Source organism: Mycobacterium sp. SMC-17 (assembly GCF_045310915.1).
Classification (GTDB): domain Bacteria; phylum Actinomycetota; class Actinomycetes; order Mycobacteriales; family Mycobacteriaceae; genus Mycobacterium.
Window position 1 is genome coordinate 1 of record NZ_JBJIAK010000018.1, and the last position, 16277, is coordinate 16277.

Here is a 16277-nt window from a genome sequence, read left to right on the forward strand (position 1 = left end):
GCCCCCACCACCCTAGAACCCGCCTAAGGACTTGCCACAAGAACCCGTCTGAGAACTTGACTCCGATTAGGAACTCAATCTGCGGCGCCATGATTACTGTTGCCCGATGGACGATTTCGACGCGCTCCGCGCCGACGACGGTGACCTGGCGGAACTGCGCAACGACGTGCGCCGGTTCCTGGCCGAGGACGCGGCGCAGTTCGGCTGGCAGCCCGGTGTCGACTGCTGGCTGTCGAAGTGGGACGCCGACTTCAGCAGGCGGCTGGCGGTGGCCGGCTTCGTCGGGCTGACCATCCCCGTCGAGTACGGCGGCCGCGGGCGCAGCCACATGCACCGGTACGTCGTCACCGAGGAGCTCCTGGCCCACGGCGCCCCAGTGGCCGCGCACTGGATCGCCGACCGACAGGTGGCGCCGGCCCTCCTCAGCTACGGCAGCGAGGAACAACGGCGCCGGCTCCTGCCCCGAATTGCTTCCGGCACTTTGTATTCGGCCATCGGCATGAGTGAGCATGAGGCTGGTTCCGACCTGGCCGCCGTCACCACCAGGGCCACCCGCACCGACGGCGGCTGGCTGCTGAGCGGCAGCAAGGTATGGACCAGCGGTGCGCATCTGGCCCACCAGATCGTGGTGCTCGCCCGCACCAGCCCCCTGGACCCGAAACATCGGCACGCGGGATTCAGTCAGTTCATCGTCCCCACCGACGCTCCGGGCGTCACCATCGAGCCCATCGTCCAGATGAACGGTGAGCACCATTTCAACGAGGTGCTGTTCGACGACGTCGCGCTGACCGACGCCGACCTGCTGGGCACGGTCGGCGCCGGCTGGCATCAGGTGACCTCCGAACTGGGTTTCGAACGCAGCGGGCCGGAGCGCTTCCTGTCCACGGCCACACTGCTTTTCGCCCTCGTCGAGGCACTGCGGGACGAACCCCGCGCCGACGTCGGCGACCTGATGGCACGGATGATTTCGTTGCGCCAACTCTCGATATCGGTCGCCCGGGCCCTGACGGCCGGCCAGGACGCCGCGGTGTCCGCCGCGCTGGTGAAGGACCTCGGCACCCGCTTCGAACAGGATTCCGTCGAGATCGCCGCGGAGCTGCTGGACCGGTACGACGGCCCCGACCGCCGGCGGCTGCAGACGATGCTGGACACCGCCCGCGTGCACGCCCCGCTGTTCACGCTGCGCGGCGGCACGAATGAGGTCCTGCGCGGCATCGTCGCCAAGAACTGGACCAAACAGGCTGCTGCCGAACAGCCTTCGGACGAGTATGCGGAATTGCGCGAACTGGCCGAGCAGATCGGCCAGACGGCCGCGCCCGCGCGGACATTGCCGCTGACGTTCGACGACGCGTTGTGGCGCACCGCCGAGGGTTCAGGGCTGACCCGGCTGAGCAGTGAGCCCGACGCCGGGCCCGCCGCCACGGCCGTCGTGCTGGGCGCTCTGGCCCGCCACGGGGCCGCGGTACCGATCGCCGAAACCGATGTGCTGGCAACATGGTTGGCCGCCGAAGCCGGCCTGCCGATACCGGAATCGGGGCCGCTCACACTCGCGGTGGACGGCGTCGCCACCTGGCCACAATGCGGGCCCATTGTTGTGGCCACTCGAGGTGCCGACGCCCTGTACGTCGCACTGCGCGACGCACCGACACTCGTCGAAGACGGACACAATCTCGCCGGCGAGCCCCGCGCCATCGTCGAATTCGACACCGCGGCAGCCGATGTCGTTCAGCTGCCGCTCGCGGTCGCCGACGAACTGACCATCCGCGGCGCCTGGTGCCGCTGCGTGCAGATTGTCGGCGCCTTCGATGCGGCCGCACAACTGACCGTCGCGCACACCGAGACGCGCATACAGTTCGGCCGCCCGCTCGCGGCGTTCCAGGCCGTGCAACACTCGCTGGCCACGATGCTCGGGGAGATCGAGCGTGCCAGAGCGGCAACCATTCTGGCGATCACCGCCGCCGCTCGGTACGGCTTCGGCGACGACCGCACCGCCTACGCCACCACGGTGGCCAAGGTGGCCGTCGGCCGGGCCGTCGCTCCGGTGACGACCATCGCCCATCAGCTGCACGGCGCCATCGGCACCACGGCGGAACATCCGCTGTGGCGCGCCACCCTGCGCGCACGCAGTTGGGCCGATGAGTTCGGTAGCACCGGCCGGCACGCCCGGCGACTGGCCGACCGCACGGCGACGACGGACGCCTGGGATGTGACGGTGGGCCGCACCGGAAACCCGTTGTGATCTAAGTCAACATCCGCGCGGAAAGTGCGTTCCGTCCGCTTGTGACGGCCACCACTGCGTTACCGGCGGTCTCGGTAAAAACTCGACACATGTCCAAGAAGAGTGGCGCTTTCGCCGCGTTGGCCGTCTGTGCCGCCCTGCCCGCCGCGACCCTCGTCGCGGCGCCCGCCCAGGCCGCGGGCACGGCCCGTCAGACCCTGATGTCGCGGGCCTACACCTGCGATCGGCAGCCGATCAACTACATGAAGTTCCGCTTCCCGGCCGTCCCGACGGCGGAGATCACCTCCGACGGGCGCACCGCCACCGCCCACGTCGAGATGCTCGACGGCGCGCGCAACGCGCAGTACACGGTCCGCGTGATCCCGGCACCGCATGCCACCCTCGGCTGCCTGCCGGGCGACCCGAGCATCGGCACCGCCCCGCTGAGCACCGACGGCTGGGGCAACGGCAGCGCCACCGTCCAGCTGCCCGTCGCCCCCGGCACCACCGGCGTCTGGGTCGCGGTCGATCTGCCCCAGCCGCATTCGCAGAGCCCGGCCGAGTTCTACAGCAGCGACTTCGTCGCCTCGGTCTGACCCCACTGGCCGACGACAGCCGTCTCCCGGTAGAACAAACACATGCGCTACCGGGAGAACATGACGTCGCGGCGACTCATCGGCGGTCAGACCGCCGTGCTGGCAGCCGCTCTGCTGCTGGCCGGATGTTCGGGTGACAAGCAGCCGGCGCAGCCGACCACCTCGGCATCGAGCGCTCCGGCGCAGAGTTCCTCGGCCGCCCCGAGCACGCCCGCGGCGGAAGCGCCGCCGTCACCCACCAGCCGTCAGCTCGACGGCGGGACGTGCCTGCAACTCACCGGCGCGGTGGTGAACCTGATGTCCGGCGCGTCCCCCGAGGACTCGAAGGCAGCCGGGGACACCATCAACGGTTTCCACCCGCCGGCCGATGTGCAGGCCGCCGTGACGCATTTCGTCAAGACCAACGGCCTGCACAGCAGCGATCCCGACCGCAGCCAGTTCAGCCGCACGCTCAACAACTGGGTTGAGCAGCAGTGCCCCGTGCAGCAGCCGGAAAAGAAACCGAGGTAGCAGCATCGGCTGAGCCGATGGTCGGCAGCCTCAGCTACCGGTCCACTGCGGCGCGCGCTTTTCGGCGAAGGCCACCGCGCCCTCGCGCGCATCCTTCGACATGAAGACCGGCCCCAGAATGGCGCCCTGCTTCTCCCACTTCTCGGCGTCGGACCAGTCGGACGACTCGACGATGATGCGCTTGGTCGCGGCGACCGCGAGCGGCCCGTTCGCGGTGATCCGCTCGGCCAGCGCGAGCGCGGCATCGAGTGCGCCACCGGGCTCGGTCAGCTCGTTGACCAGGCCCAGTTCGTGCGCCCGCGTCGCGGTCAGGTTGTCACCGGTGAGGGCGAGTTCCATGGCGATGGCGTACGGGATGCGCTGCGGCAGCCGCAGCAACCCGCCGGCGCCGGCGACCAGGCCGCGCTTGACCTCGGGGATGCCGAAGGCCGCCGCGTTGGACGCGACGATCAGGTCGGCCGACAGCGCCAGCTCGGTGCCACCCGCCAGGGCGTAGCCCTCGACAGCAGCGATCAGCGGCTTGGCCGGCGGACGCTGGGTGAAGCCGAGGCCGCGATCCGAGAGGATGTTCTCGCCTTTGGCGAAGGCCTTCAGATCCATGCCCGCACAGAACGAGCCGCCGGCTCCCGTCAGCACCGCGACGGACAGTCCCGGGTCTTCGTCGAGGCGGTCCGCGGCGGCCGCCAAGCCCTTGCTGACCGCTGAGTTGACAGCGTTCTTGGCCTGGGGCCGATTGATGGTGATGATCAGTATGCGGTCGCGCTGTTCGACGAGGACAGCATCTTCGCTGGTGGCTTCTTCGGTCACGACGGTGATGCTAGCCACAGGGGATTGGCGTCCGGCGGTCAACCAGTGAATAATCGAAAATTAGAACATGTTCTAGTTTTTGCCGCAGTCAGAGGAGAAACCGTGGCCAAGCTGCCCGAAATCACCAAATTCGACCCGGAGCTGACCGAGAAGGTCATGGGGATTCTCCGACCGCTGCTGAAGGTCTATCACCGGTCCGAGGTCCGCGGATTGGAGAACATTCCCCTCGGCGGCGCACTCGTGGTGAGCAACCACTCGGGCGGCATGCTGCCCATGGACGTGCCGATCTTCTCGTCGCACTTCTACGAGAAATACGGCTACGACCGCCCCGTCTACACCCTCAGCCACGCCATGCTGATGGTCGGCCCGACCGCGGACTTCTTCAAGAAGACCGGCTACATCCTGGCGAGCCACGAGAACGCCGACGAGGCACTGCGCTCCGGCGGCCTCGTCGTGGTGTTCCCCGGCGGGGACTACGACGTCTACCGGCCGTCGACCGACGCCAACAAGATCGACTTCGACGGCCGCAAGGGTTACGTGAAGGCCGCGATCAACGCCGGCGTCCCGATCGTGCCGATGGTCGGCATCGGCGGCCAGGAGACCCAGCTGTTCCTGACCCGCGGCGAGAAGATCGCCAAGGCGCTCGGTCCCATCGCCCGCGCCGCGCGCGCCAAGGTGGTGCCGCTGTCCATCGGGCTGCCGTTCGGGCTGTCCGCCGTGCTGCCGCTGAACCTGCCGCTTCCGTCGAAGATCGTCATGCAGGTGCTGCCGCCCGTCGATCCCACGGCGATCGCCTTCGCCTCCGGCGATGAGCCCGACGTCGATGCCGTCGACGCGCACGTCCGCAAGGTCATGCAGGACGCTCTCGACGAACTCGCCGAAGAGCGCCGCTTCCCGGTAATAGGCTGACCGGCCGTGGGAATCACCGACAAGCTGACCGCGACAGCGGGCCTGGTCAACACCATGGTGCGGGCCGGTGTCATCGCCCCGCTCCGCCCGGACAAGTACGTGCGGATCGCCGGTGCCATGGCGCGCGAAAACATGAGCGTCACTTCGGGTTTCGCGAGTTCCGCGCAACGCTGCGGGAACCGCCCCGGCCTCATCGACGAGCTGGGCACGCTGACCTTCAGTGAGCTCGACAAGCGCGGCGACGCCTTCGCCGCCGCCCTGCAGACGCTGCCCTCGGCCAAGGTCGTGGGCATCATGGCACGCAACCACCGCGGCTTCGTCGACTCCCTGATCGCGGCCAACCGCATCGGCGCAGATGTGTTGCTGCTCAACACTTCCTTCGCCGGCCCGGCGATGGCCGAGGTCGTGGCCCGCGAGAACGTCGACGTCATCATCTACGACGAAGAGTTCACGGCGACGGTCGATCGTGCGCTCGAGGGCCGGACCGGCACCACGCGAATCGTGGCGTGGACCGATACCGACGACCACCCGCTGACCGTCGAGTCGCTCATCATCGACCACCTGGGGCTGCAGCCGCGACGCACCGGCGAGAAGAGCCGGGTGATCCTGCTGACCTCCGGAACCACCGGAACTCCCAAGGGCGCCAAGCATTCCGGCGGTGGGCTGGACGCACTGAAGGCCATCCTGGATCGGACGCCGTGGCGCACGGAGGAGACGACCGTCGTCGTCGCACCGATGTTCCACGCCTGGGGCTTCTCGCAACTGGTTTTCGCGGCATCGATGGCCTGCACCGTCGTCACGCGCCGCAAGTTCGACCCACAGGCCACGCTGGCGTTGGTCGACAAGTACCAGGCAACCGGATTGTGCGTCGTCCCAGTGATGTTCGACCGCATCATGGAACTGCCCGACCACATCCGCAACCGCTACAGCGGCCGCTCGCTGCGGTTCGCCGCGGCCTCCGGCTCACGGATGCGCCCCGACGTCGTCACCTCGTTCATGGACCAGTTCGGTGACGTCATCTACAACAACTACAACGCCACCGAGGCCGGCATGATCGCCACCGCGACGCCGGCCGACCTGCGCGCCGCCCCCGACACCGCCGGCCGCCCGGCCGAGGGCACCGAGATCAAGATCCTGGACGCCGACTTCAACGAGTTGCCGACAGGCGAGGTGGGCACCATCTACGTGCGCAACTCGACCCAGTTCGACGGCTATACCTCCGGCGCCACAAAGGATTTCCACCAGGACTACATGTCCTCGGGTGACGTCGGCTATCTCGATGCCGCGGGCCGCCTGTTCGTGGTGGGCCGCGACGACGAGATGATCGTGTCGGGCGGCGAGAACGTCTACCCCATCGAGGTGGAGAAGACGCTGTCCACCCACCCGGACGTCGCCGAGGCCACGGTACTGGGCGTCGACGACGAGCAGTACGGCCAGCGCCTGGCCGCGTTCGTCGTGCTGGCCGACGGGGCAACGGCCACCGAGGACGTCCTCAAGCAGCACGTGCGCGACAACCTCGCCAATTACAAAGTGCCACGGTCGATCACGGTGCTCACGGAGCTGCCGCGCAACAGTACCGGCAAGATCGACCGCCGCGAGCTGAAGGCGCTGGCCGATGGCGCGTAAAACGGTGACCCTGCTACGGGCTGTCCTCGGTCTCGTCAACGCCACCAACGCGGCCAGCCCGCTGGCCCGGTCCGGGAACCCCGGCATCGTCGCGTTCGCGTACGGCTGGCCGTCCAGTGAAGCAGCCGGCTTCGTGCTCAGTTCCTCAATACTGTCCGCGATCCGCCGGGGCCGGCATGGCGCCTTCTCGGGCACCAGCGGCCGAATCGCGTTGGCCATCAACGCGATCACCTGGGCCATCCTGGGTTACATCCTCACCCGCAGCCGGAGCTCGCGGCCCGCGTTCGAGGAGCCGCTGGATGACGTGATCGGTCCGCGCAACCCGGCCGATCCCGGCGTCCCGCGCCTGCCCGGCATCGGGCGCACCATGCTGTCGCGCCGCAAGTACAACAAGGACACCGTCAAGTACGGCCCGCACCGCGCCAACCTGGCCGACATCTGGCGCCGCCCGGACCTGCCGCGTGACGGTAAAGCCCCTGTGCTGCTTCAGGTTCCGGGTGGTGGCTGGATGCTCGGCGATCGCCGGCCGCAGGCGTACCCACTGATGGGCGCCCTGGCCGACCGCGGCTGGATCTGCGTGTCCATCGGCTACCGCGTCAGCCCGAAACATCAGTGGCCGGCGCACATCATCGACGTGAAGCAGGCCCTGGCCTGGGTCAAGGAGCACATCGCCGAGTACGGCGGCGATCCGGATTTCGTCGCGATCAGTGGCGGCTCGGCGGGCGGTCACCTGTCCTCGCTCGCAGCCCTGACTCCCGGAGATCCCCAGTGGCAGCCCGGTTTCGAAGATGCCGACACCTCGGTGGTGGCCGCAGTCCCGGTGTACGGCCGGTACGACTGGTTCGGCTTCGAAGGCCCCGGCCGCGCCGAGATGATGCGTGCCCTCGAGCAGCTGATCATCAAGAAGCGGTACGCCAACGACTCGCAGGTGTTCCTCGACGCTTCGCCCATCAAGCGGATCGGACCCGACGCGCCACCGTTCTTCGTGCTGCACGGCACCAACGACACGTTGATCGACGTCCAGGAGGGACGGGACTTCGTCGCAGCGCTGCGCGAGCAGTCACCGGCGCCGGTGGCGTACGCCGAGATCCCCAACGCGCAGCACGCATTCGACGTCTTCGGCTCGGCGCACGGCCGCTACACCGCCGAGGCGATCACGCGGTTCCTGGAGTGGGTGCGGGCGGAGAAGGCGAAGGTCGCCGACTCCGAGAGTGTCGGCTAGCGGGCGGTCCGGCCGGCCGGCGCGGTACGTGACCGCGCCGCTGTCATGGACATGTCCGATCTGGATCCGTCACCAACGGCTGACATCGTCACCTTGGGTTGACACTGTCAGCCCAAGGTGACGGCTCCCAGCCCGAACACACTTGGAGACGGGTCGCACCGGTCTCGGTCACACGAAACGTGTCGGTCCGTCGGCACATACTTTCCCCAGTGATCGACCCCGGAAGGTACAGCCATGACCTACCCAACCGAGCGGCCCTGGTGGGAACCACAACAACGCCGTCCGACGCGCGAAGAGATCGATGCCGCCGGCGATGCCTTCCGAAAAGCACATGGCCTTGACGTCGATGATGACGACGACGATTGGTCATTTGATGACGAACCCGCAGAACCCGATCCAATAGCCGCGGATGTATTCGGCGGCATCAGCCGACGAGCGCTGGCTCAGGCTCGCGACGACCTCGTCAGCGCCAAAACGCAATACGAGCAGGCCGTCCGCCAGGCCCGCGCCAACGGATGGACCTGGGCCGAGATCGGTCGGATCATGGGCGTGTCACGCCAGGTGCTCCACAAACGATTCCGCAACCGCCCGGCGGACTGACGCACCACCGGGCGCAAATCTACTGCGCCATGGCGGTCTCGACGACCGTCAGCTCCTCGGAAAGCCCTGCGGCCCTGCGGATCTGCTTGAAGTCGGCGACCATGCCGGCCGTCACCTCATGCGGATCGTCGGTGGTGGCACCGTCGGCGAGCACCGAGATGTTGAGCTGGTCGACGTAGCTCCACACCGTGATGTTCAGCCCGCTGCCCGCGGTGAGCGGTCCGACAGAGTAGATCTCGGTGACGGTCGCGCCGCCGACCTTGCCGCGTTCGCGGGGCCCCGGCACGTTGGAGATGTTGAGGTTCAGCACCTTGTTCTGCCCGTCCTTGTTGGACAGGCGGCGGAACATCGATTCCATCGGCGCCGGCGGCATGTAGGCCGCCCACCGGGCGACCAGCTCCGGGCCGACCAGCTGATGACTCTCCTTGGCCAGCAAGGCGGCCTCGCGGGCCTGCTGGACGCGCTGCGCGGCATCGTCGACGTCGACGGGCAACGCGATCAGCACACCACTGAATCGGTTGCCGGAGATACGATCCGGTGAAAAATCGTAGCTCATCGGCACCGACGCCAGCAGCGCGTGGTCGGCCTTGCCGTCGTATTTCAGCAGCAGCTCGCGCAGCGCCCCCGACGACATCGCCAGCACCAGGTCGTTGATGGTGACACCGAGCTTCTTGCTGGTCTCCTTGACGTCCGCGAGCGCCAAAGTCGCTGTGGCGAAACGCCGTTGGGGTGTGATGACGTGGTTCATGAAGCTCGGGGGCGGCGTGAACGGCCGGGTCAGTTCGGGCGACAGCTTGCGGCTGCTCTTGCGTACCCGCGCCATGCCGTCGGCGGTGTACTTCACGACGCCGGGGAACCGCGCGATCTGCCGGAGGTGATCCGCGAACGCGGACCGGACGAGCTGGCCGCGCGACGGTGCCGGATCCGTCACGTACAGATCGTTGTCCCGCTGCGGACCCTCGGTGATGTCCATGCCGAGCGCCAGCAGGTTGGCCGAGGCCACCCCGTCGGCCAATGCGTGATGGATCTTGCCGACCACGGCGACCCGCCCGTTGGCCAGGCCTTCGACGAGGTACATCTCCCACAGCGGACGGCTGCGATCCAGTGGGGTACTGGCGATTTCGCCGATCGCCTCGTCGAGTTCACGGCGGCCACCGGGGGCGGCCACCCGCCACGGCCGGACGTGATACTCGAGGTCGACCTCGGCATGCTCCCGCCACATGGGGTGGTGGAACTTGAACGGGATGTCGACGAGTTGATAGCCGAAAGGCTCCAGCTTGTGCAGGCGTTCGCGGAGCACGCGGCGGAACTCGTCGATGCCGAACGTGCGGTCGCCCAGGCCGGCGAGGTCGATGACGGCAATCTTGAGGGTGTGCATGTGCACGTTGGGCGTTTCCGAATACAGCAGGAACGCGTCCCACCCACTCAGTCGTTTCACTCGACCTCTCCTGCGCTTCGGGTCAGAACCTCGGCCGGTCGATCGGTCTAGACGACCTCTTCGACGCAGTGCTGGTTCTGGTTCCGGCGAACCTCATCGAGGAACAACCCTATGGCAGTGGCCATCGATCCCGTGCGGGCACCGTCCGTCATGTCGAAACCGTGTCCGGCACCGGGCAATTCGATATAGCTGACCGTCGAAGCGGACACCGCGCGCAGCTCGTGTACGAAGTCCCGCGCCTGCGCCACCGGAATGACGCTGTCGCCGCTGCCGTGAATGACCAGGAACGGCGGTGCGTCGCGGTGCACGCGCGCGATCGGCGAAGCCTGCCGGTAGATCTCGGGATGCTTGTCGATGCGGCGCCGGACCACGACGCGCTCCAGGAAGTCGACGAATTCCTCGCGTTCCTTGGTCGACCGGTCCTCCCAGTCGTATCGGCCGTAGATACCGACGACGGCGTCGACCGAGGTGTCGGCGCCCTCGGGCAGCTCGGTCTGCAGTTCGGGGTCGTTGGCGGTCAGGCCGGCCAGCGCGGCGAGGTGCCCACCGGCCGAGCCGCCGGAGATCGCGATGAAATTGCGGTCGCCGCCGAACTTGTCGATGTTGGCCCGGGCCCAGGCGATCGCGGTCTTGACGTCGGTGATGTGTTGCGGCCAACGGTGATTCGGGGCCACGCGGTAGTCGATGGACAGACAGACCCAGCCCTGCTGGGCCAGATGGCTCATCAGGGCGTAGCCCTGCAGCAGCCGGCTGCCGTGCACCCAGGCCCCGCCGGGCAGGTAGATCAGAACCGGGGCCGGCTCGGCGGGCAGGTCGTCGGCGCGCCAGACATCCAGCAGCTGCGACGGGCTGTCGCCGTAGCGCACCGAGGTGCGGTGCACCTGGCGCCGGTGTTCGCGTGCCCGCCAGAACGGCGGCGTGCGCTCCGGCGCCGGCCACTCGATGTCGAGTTCGGCCGGGGGCACGACGCCCGTCAGCGCGGCCCGGACGACCTCGTTGGTGCAGTCCCGCTCGGCGCGGCGGATCTCGGCAACGCTGGGAGTGAACAGAGCCTTCGACGTGGACGCCCAGAAGCTGGGCACGTGCCGCATGCCCCAGAGGGTCATCGCAGTGGCGCCGCCGAGCGGCTCGAGGCTCTTGCCGATCACGGGCAGCGACGCGGCGGCCGTGGCCATCGCCAACAGGTGATCGGAGGGCTTGGCAGCCATGAACCAGCGCAGCCGGGTGGCCAAGGAAGGGCTGTGAACATCATTGTTCGGTCGAGCCGTCATTTCGCGAGCGTACACCGGCCTGACCACGGGGTTTCGGGGCCACAGCACATTCGCGGTCACAGTTCGGCGACTGTTCGTTTGTGAAGTGCATCACAGCTGGTCAGGACCTATTCGAAGCCGTACCGTCGTGCTTACAGTCGAGCCATGGGTGCCTCTGCGCTGGCGATCACCGACGACCACAACGACCTCGCGGACTCGGCGACGGGACTGCTGCGGCGGCTCGGCAGCCGGGCCGCCGCCCGCGCCACGCTCGAGGGCGGACCGTCGCATCCGGCCGGTTTCTGGACAGCCGCCGCCGATCTGGGCTGGCAGGGCCTGGCCATCCCCGAGGAGTTCGGCGGGTCCGGGTTCGGGCTGCCCGAGCTGGCGGTCGTACTCGAGGCGCAAGGCCGCGACCTCTGTCCTGGGCCGTTCCTGCCGACCGTCGCCGCCGCCGTCGTCATCGACCGGTGCGGAACCGACGAACTGCGCGCCGCGCTGCTGCCCGGGATGGCCGATGGCAGCACCGTGGCCGCGCTGGGATTGTCGGGCCACGTTCACAGCACTGCCCACACCGTGTTCGGCGAGAGCCCGACGGTGCTCGGCGCCCCTGATGCCGCGCTGCTGGTCCTGGTCGCCGGTGACGACGTGGTGGTCGTCGACGCGCAGGCCACCGGCGTCACCGTCAGCCCTCTCGACAGCACGGACACCACGCGCAGCATCGGCTCGGTGACGCTGGACCAGGCCGAGGCGATCGCCGTCATCCGCGATGCGGCGACCAAGGCGCACACCGCTTTTCGCATCCTGGCCGCTGCCGAGGCCGTCGGGATCAGTTGGGCGGCACTGGAAATGGCCGTCGAATACGCCAAGGTGCGGGAGCAGTTCGGCCGCACCATCGGCACCTTCCAGGCCGTCAAGCACCACGCCGCCAACATGCTGGTGGCGGCCGAACTCACCACCGCCGCAGCGTGGGATGCGGCCCGCGCCGACGATCTGGACGACGCCTGGTTCGGCGCCGCGGTGGCCGCCACCCAGGCGATCCACAGCCAGGTCTTCAACGCCGAGAACAACATTCAGCTGCACGGCGGCATCGGCTTCACCTGGGAACACGACGCACACCTGTATCTGCGCCGTGCCCTCACGCTGTCCGCGCTGACCGCGGACGGCGCCGACCCGCTGGCCGATGTGGTCGACGGACAACGCACCGGCCGGGCCCACGGCGCGTCGTTCGCCCTCCCCGAGGAAGCGGCCGAATACCGCACCGCCGCCCGCGATGCCGTCGCCACGCTGCGGTCGCTGCCCGAGGACGAGCAGCGGGACTTCCTTGTCGATTCCGGCTATCTGGTGCCGCACTGGCCCAAGCCGTGGGGCCGGGACGCGGGCGTGCTGGAGCAGCTGGCCATCGAGGAGGAGTTCCGCGACGTCGAGCGGCCCGACCTCGGCATCACCGGCTGGGTGACGCTGACCATCGCCCAGGCCGGCACCGACGACCAGCGTGAGCGCTGGGTGTACCCGGTACTGCGCGGCGAGATCATGTGGTGCCAGCTGTTCTCCGAGCCCGAGGCCGGCTCGGACGCGGCCGCCGTGCGCACCAGCGCCAAGAAGGTCGACGGCGGCTGGCTGGTGACCGGCCAGAAGGTATGGACCAGCCTGGCCCAGTACTGCCAGTGGGGTCTGGCCACGGTGCGCACCGATCCCGATGCCCCCAAGCACGCCGGCGTCACGATGATGGCGATCGACATGAAGGCGCCCGGCGTGACCGTCAACCCCCTCAAGGGCCTGACCGGCAACGCCCACTTCAACGAGGTGTTCTTCGACGAGGTGTTCGTCCCGGACGCCGACGTCATCGGTGACGTCAACAAGGGCTGGCTGGTGGCGCGAGCCACGCTGGGGAACGAGCGCCTGTCGATCGGCGGCGGCTCCGGCGCGCAATCCGGCTTCAGTGCGGACGACCTGATCGCCCTGTTGGACGCGGCACCGCCGGAGCAGGCGGCCGGGCTCCGCGACCGCGCCGGCGCGGTGATCGCCGAGGGACACACCCTGCGGCTGCTGAATCTGCGACGGATCAGCCGAGCGATCGCCGGCACCGGTCCGGGACCCGAGGGCAATGTCACCAAACTGGTGGTCGCGGAACAGGGCCAGCGGCAGACGGAGCTGGGCATGAAGCTGGCCGGTCCCGCGGCCGTGACCGGGCAAACTCCCACACTCACCCAGGCCTACCTGGGCTACCGCGCCATGACCATCGCCGGCGGCACCTCGGAGATCACCCGGAACACCATCGCCGAACGCATTCTCGGACTGCCCCGCGACCCTTTGCTCAAGTAGTCCTCCGCCCGTCACGAGACGGTAGAGACTCGGTGGAGATCGATCCGCCAAGCTGCGTAGATCGGCCGAATATGTCACGCTAGGCACCGATGAGTGTGCTATCGGTCAAGTTCTGGGCGCCACGCCGCGCTTTGCTAGCGGCTTTGCTGTGCGCCCAGCTGATCGCCGGCGTGGTCACCGTGGCCGCTGTCGGCCCGTCCGCCGGCGGCGCGACCGAAGCCGACCACACCGACGCCGTCTTCCGCAGCGCGCACGCCGGCAGCTGCCTGACCTGGCAACCGGAGCCGCCACAGCGCCCCGCCTTCGTCCAGTGCAGCAGCCCGCACCTGTTCGAGGTCGTCAACTCGGTCCAGGGCGACGGCGACCAGGAATCCTGCGCCGTGTCGGGCCGCCGGTACCTCGGACCGCGCTACGACCCCAACGGCCGGTTCGCGTACGGCCTGCTGCGCTCGGTGGGTGCCGAGGGTTCCGGATCACACATCTCCTTGTGCGGATTGCAGCTGCCCGGCCCGAATGGCGAGCAGCTGCCGTTCCGCGGGCTGGTCGCCGAGCAGGACCAGTCCCGGGTGTGGCCGCCGGGCACCTGCCTGGGCGCCGACATGAAGGGCGGTCAGACGGGCCTCGTACCCGTGGACTGCGCCGAGCCGCACTCGGTCGAGGTCGTCGGGCCCATCGATCTCGGCGCGCACTTCCACGACGGCCCGCCGCCCTCGGACGCCGACCAGGAGGATGTACTGCGGCCCGCCTGCCTCACGATGGCCGCCGCATATCTGGCACCAAAGACCTTGTCCGCCAGCGCATTGACCGTCAACCACCGGCCCATCGGACCGGCCAGCTGGTCCGCCGGCAGCCACCAGGTGCTCTGCACGCTGGCACCGCGGACACCCGCGCCGATGACCGGCAGCATCAAGGCCCCCGGCGGCGCGACGGCGGTACCGGCTCCGGTGGCCCCGCACCCGGTGGCACAGGCGCCCGTCACCACCGCCACGACCGTCGCCCCGACGAGCAACACCCCGACCACCGCCGCGGCTCCGGCGGTCGCGCCGAGTGCCGAAGCGGTGGCGCCGTCGTCGTCTTCGTCGTCGTCCTCGTCGTCGTCCTCGTCGGCGGTGACCCATACCGCCGAGGCACCGAGTCCGGCGGTCACCGACACGACCGTGCCGCCGGCGCCGCCGGCCTCGCCCGTCGACAACCCGGCGCATCCGCCGCTGGCCCCGGCCGAGCCGGCAGCTCCCGCCGAGCCGGCACCGCCGTCGCACGTGCTCGAGATCCCGGGTCTGGCCCCGATCACCCTGCCCTGGGCGCCGCCGCCGCTGTAAGGCGCGCGCCGAACGTGAACTTGATGGCGAGAAATCCGCGAAAAGTCGCCATCTTCTTCACGTTCGGCGGCTAGCGGACCGCCGCCTCCAGGTCCGTCAGCGAGTCTTCGAGGTGGCCCAGCAGTCGCTGCAGGTGCGGCACGCTGTGCCGGCAGCCGACCAACCCGAAGTCGAGGTTGTCGCCGTTGTTGACCAGCGTGATGTTGAGCGCCTGCCCGTCGAGCGCGATCGACAGCGGATAGTTCCCGTCGAGCCGGGCGCCCTTCCAGTACATCGGCACCCGCGGCCCCGGCACGTTCGAGATGACGATGTTGAACGGCGGCGGGGTGGCGTCGACGAAACCCGGCACGGCGGACAGCGCGATCGGGGACAGCAGCAGCGCCGACAGGGCCATGGACTCCGTCTTCGACAGCCCCGAGAACACCTGCTTGTTGCCGCGCATCGAGTCGGCGATGGTCTGCAGCCGCGTCGCCGGATCCTTGACGTCGGTGGCCAGGTTGCACAGGAGCGCGCCGACCTGGTTGCCGCCGGCATCCGCGTCGGCCTCGGACCGCAGGCTCACGGGGACCATCGCGATCAGCGGCGCGTCGGGCAGGGCGTTCTGCTCGAGCAGGTAGGCCCGCAGCGCACCGGCGCACATGGCCAGTACGACGTCGTTGACGGTGACGCCGCCGGCGGCCTGCTTGACGGCCTTGATCCGGGCGATCGGCCAGGACTGCGCCGCCACCCGCCGGGCGCCACCGATCTTGACGTTGAACATCGTCTTCGGCGCACTGAACGTCCGGGTCAGGTTCTGCTCCAACAACACCGCGCGAGCCACCCGGAACGCCGATGGCGCCAGACCGGCCGCCGCGCCGACGGTGCCCACCGCCGAACCGATCAGGGACGGGCTCTGCTTCGGCGCACGCTTGCGGGACGGTAGGTCCCACGGCACCCGGACCTCCTGCTCGGACGGGTCGTCGGACAGCGTGCGCATCGCCATCCGGAGAGCGGAAACCCCGTCCAGCAGCGCGTGGTGTGCCTTCGAATAGATCGCGAACCGGCCGTCGTCAAGGCCTTCCACGAGGTACGTCTCCCACAGCGGGCGGTGCCGGTCCAGCAGGCTGGTGTGCAGCCGCCCGCACAGGTCGAGCAGCTCACGAATCCGTCCCGGCGTGGGCAGCGCGGAGCGACGCAGGTGGTAGTCGACGTCGATGTCGTCGTCATACGTCCAGCCGAAGCTGGCGATGCCGCCGAGAATCCGCGCCGGGCGCTTGCGGTAGGTGGGGTTGAAGTTGGTGTGCGCCAACATGTCCCGGTGCAGGTCATGGATGAACTCGGGCCCGGCGCCCTCCGGCGGGGTGAACAGCTGCAGTCCGCCGACGTGCATCGGGTGTTCCCGCGACTCGCCGAGCAGGAACATGGCATCGGTCGGCGACATGATCTCCACCAGCCAAGTAAACCCCTAATCGGCCGGC

General features: G+C 68.8%; 12 protein-coding genes and 2 pseudogenes. 10 read left to right on the forward strand and 4 right to left on the reverse strand.

Translation table 11 applies throughout. The annotated features are described in order from the left end of the window. Window positions 1–106: 106 nt before the first annotated feature. The 4 genes and pseudogenes from ACJH7A_RS13680 to ACJH7A_RS13695 all read left to right on the forward strand — a co-directional run. A pseudogene (locus tag ACJH7A_RS13680) lies at window positions 107–1225 on the forward strand (acyl-CoA dehydrogenase family protein); the annotation flags it as partial. Between the two features lie 552 nt (window positions 1226–1777). Further along, a pseudogene (locus tag ACJH7A_RS13685) lies at window positions 1778–2239 on the forward strand (acyl-CoA dehydrogenase family protein); the annotation flags it as partial. 89 nt (window positions 2240–2328) lie between these two features. Then, the gene (locus ACJH7A_RS13690) at window positions 2329–2814 is read left to right on the forward strand and encodes a hypothetical protein (RefSeq protein WP_212807961.1); all 486 of its coding nucleotides are present in this window, start codon (window positions 2329–2331) and stop codon (window positions 2812–2814) included. 42 nt (window positions 2815–2856) lie between these two features. Beyond that, on the forward strand, window positions 2857–3324 hold the full coding sequence (locus tag ACJH7A_RS13695; RefSeq protein ID WP_212807960.1) for a hypothetical protein: 468 nt from the start codon (window positions 2857–2859) through the stop codon (window positions 3322–3324). Between the two features lie 30 nt (window positions 3325–3354). On the opposite strand, the gene ACJH7A_RS13700 is transcribed toward ACJH7A_RS13695, so the two are convergent. Next, window positions 3355–4140: a crotonase/enoyl-CoA hydratase family protein gene (locus ACJH7A_RS13700; RefSeq protein ID WP_212814458.1), complete on the reverse strand. Its 786-nt coding sequence runs from the start codon at window positions 4138–4140 to the stop codon at window positions 3355–3357. A 147-nt stretch (window positions 4141–4287) separates the two neighbouring features. Here ACJH7A_RS13700 and ACJH7A_RS13705 point away from each other — a divergent pair, with 147 nt between their 5' ends. The 4 genes from ACJH7A_RS13705 (at window position 4288) to ACJH7A_RS13720 (ending at window position 8488) form a co-directional block, all read left to right on the forward strand. Continuing rightward, window positions 4288–5040 (forward strand): lysophospholipid acyltransferase family protein, encoded by a 753-nt coding sequence (locus ACJH7A_RS13705; protein ID WP_244872892.1) that lies wholly within the window; start codon window positions 4288–4290, stop codon window positions 5038–5040. A gap of 54 nt (window positions 5041–5094) precedes the next feature. After that, a complete protein-coding gene (fadD12, locus tag ACJH7A_RS13710; protein WP_244872893.1) occupies window positions 5095–6666 on the forward strand; it encodes an acyl-CoA ligase FadD12 in 1572 nt (523 codons plus the stop codon). Further along, entirely contained in the window at window positions 6656–7888 is a 1233-nt protein-coding gene (locus ACJH7A_RS13715; RefSeq protein ID WP_212807957.1) for an alpha/beta hydrolase, read from the forward strand. Before fadD12 ends, ACJH7A_RS13715 begins: the two co-directional genes overlap by 11 nt. Before the next feature lie 234 nt (window positions 7889–8122). Beyond that, window positions 8123–8488, forward strand: coding sequence for a hypothetical protein (locus ACJH7A_RS13720; RefSeq protein WP_212807956.1), 366 nt, complete (start codon window positions 8123–8125; stop codon window positions 8486–8488). A gap of 19 nt (window positions 8489–8507) precedes the next feature. Here the strand turns inward: ACJH7A_RS13720 and ACJH7A_RS13725 are convergent, their stop codons facing one another. Further along, window positions 8508–9926 (reverse strand): wax ester/triacylglycerol synthase family O-acyltransferase, encoded by a 1419-nt coding sequence (locus tag ACJH7A_RS13725; RefSeq protein ID WP_212807955.1) that lies wholly within the window; start codon window positions 9924–9926, stop codon window positions 8508–8510. A 47-nt stretch (window positions 9927–9973) separates the two neighbouring features. After that, on the reverse strand, window positions 9974–11197 hold the full coding sequence (locus tag ACJH7A_RS13730; protein ID WP_212807954.1) for an alpha/beta hydrolase: 1224 nt from the start codon (window positions 11195–11197) through the stop codon (window positions 9974–9976). A 144-nt stretch (window positions 11198–11341) separates the two neighbouring features. Here ACJH7A_RS13730 and ACJH7A_RS13735 point away from each other — a divergent pair, with 144 nt between their 5' ends. Further along, on the forward strand, window positions 11342–13501 hold the full coding sequence (locus ACJH7A_RS13735; RefSeq protein ID WP_212807953.1) for an acyl-CoA dehydrogenase: 2160 nt from the start codon (window positions 11342–11344) through the stop codon (window positions 13499–13501). 89 nt (window positions 13502–13590) lie between these two features. Next, window positions 13591–14820, forward strand: coding sequence for a septum formation family protein (locus tag ACJH7A_RS13740; protein ID WP_406802141.1), 1230 nt, complete (start codon window positions 13591–13593; stop codon window positions 14818–14820). Window positions 14821–14890: 70 nt separating this feature from the next. Here ACJH7A_RS13740 and ACJH7A_RS13745 read toward each other — a convergent pair whose 3' ends face one another. After that, a complete protein-coding gene (locus tag ACJH7A_RS13745; protein ID WP_406783902.1) occupies window positions 14891–16249 on the reverse strand; it encodes a WS/DGAT/MGAT family O-acyltransferase in 1359 nt (452 codons plus the stop codon). Window positions 16250–16277 lie beyond the last annotated feature (28 nt).

Bases quoted from the DNA above. Each gene is read 5' to 3' on its own strand.
- ACJH7A_RS13690 (WP_212807961.1), top strand. From the start codon at position 2,329: ATGTCCAAGAAGAGTGGCGCTTTCGCCGCGTTGGCCGTCTGTGCCGCC.
- ACJH7A_RS13695 (WP_212807960.1), top strand. From the start codon at position 2,857: ATGCGCTACCGGGAGAACATGACGTCGCGGCGACTCATCGGCGGTCAG.
- ACJH7A_RS13705 (WP_244872892.1), top strand. From the start codon at position 4,288: ATGGGGATTCTCCGACCGCTGCTGAAGGTCTATCACCGGTCCGAGGTC.
- fadD12 (WP_244872893.1), top strand. From the start codon at position 5,095: ATGGTGCGGGCCGGTGTCATCGCCCCGCTCCGCCCGGACAAGTACGTG.
- ACJH7A_RS13715 (WP_212807957.1), top strand. From the start codon at position 6,656: ATGGCGCGTAAAACGGTGACCCTGCTACGGGCTGTCCTCGGTCTCGTC.
- ACJH7A_RS13720 (WP_212807956.1), top strand. From the start codon at position 8,123: ATGACCTACCCAACCGAGCGGCCCTGGTGGGAACCACAACAACGCCGT.
- ACJH7A_RS13730 (WP_212807954.1), bottom strand. From the start codon at position 11,197: ATGACGGCTCGACCGAACAATGATGTTCACAGCCCTTCCTTGGCCACC.
- ACJH7A_RS13735 (WP_212807953.1), top strand. From the start codon at position 11,342: ATGGGTGCCTCTGCGCTGGCGATCACCGACGACCACAACGACCTCGCG.
- ACJH7A_RS13740 (WP_406802141.1), top strand. From the start codon at position 13,591: ATGAGTGTGCTATCGGTCAAGTTCTGGGCGCCACGCCGCGCTTTGCTA.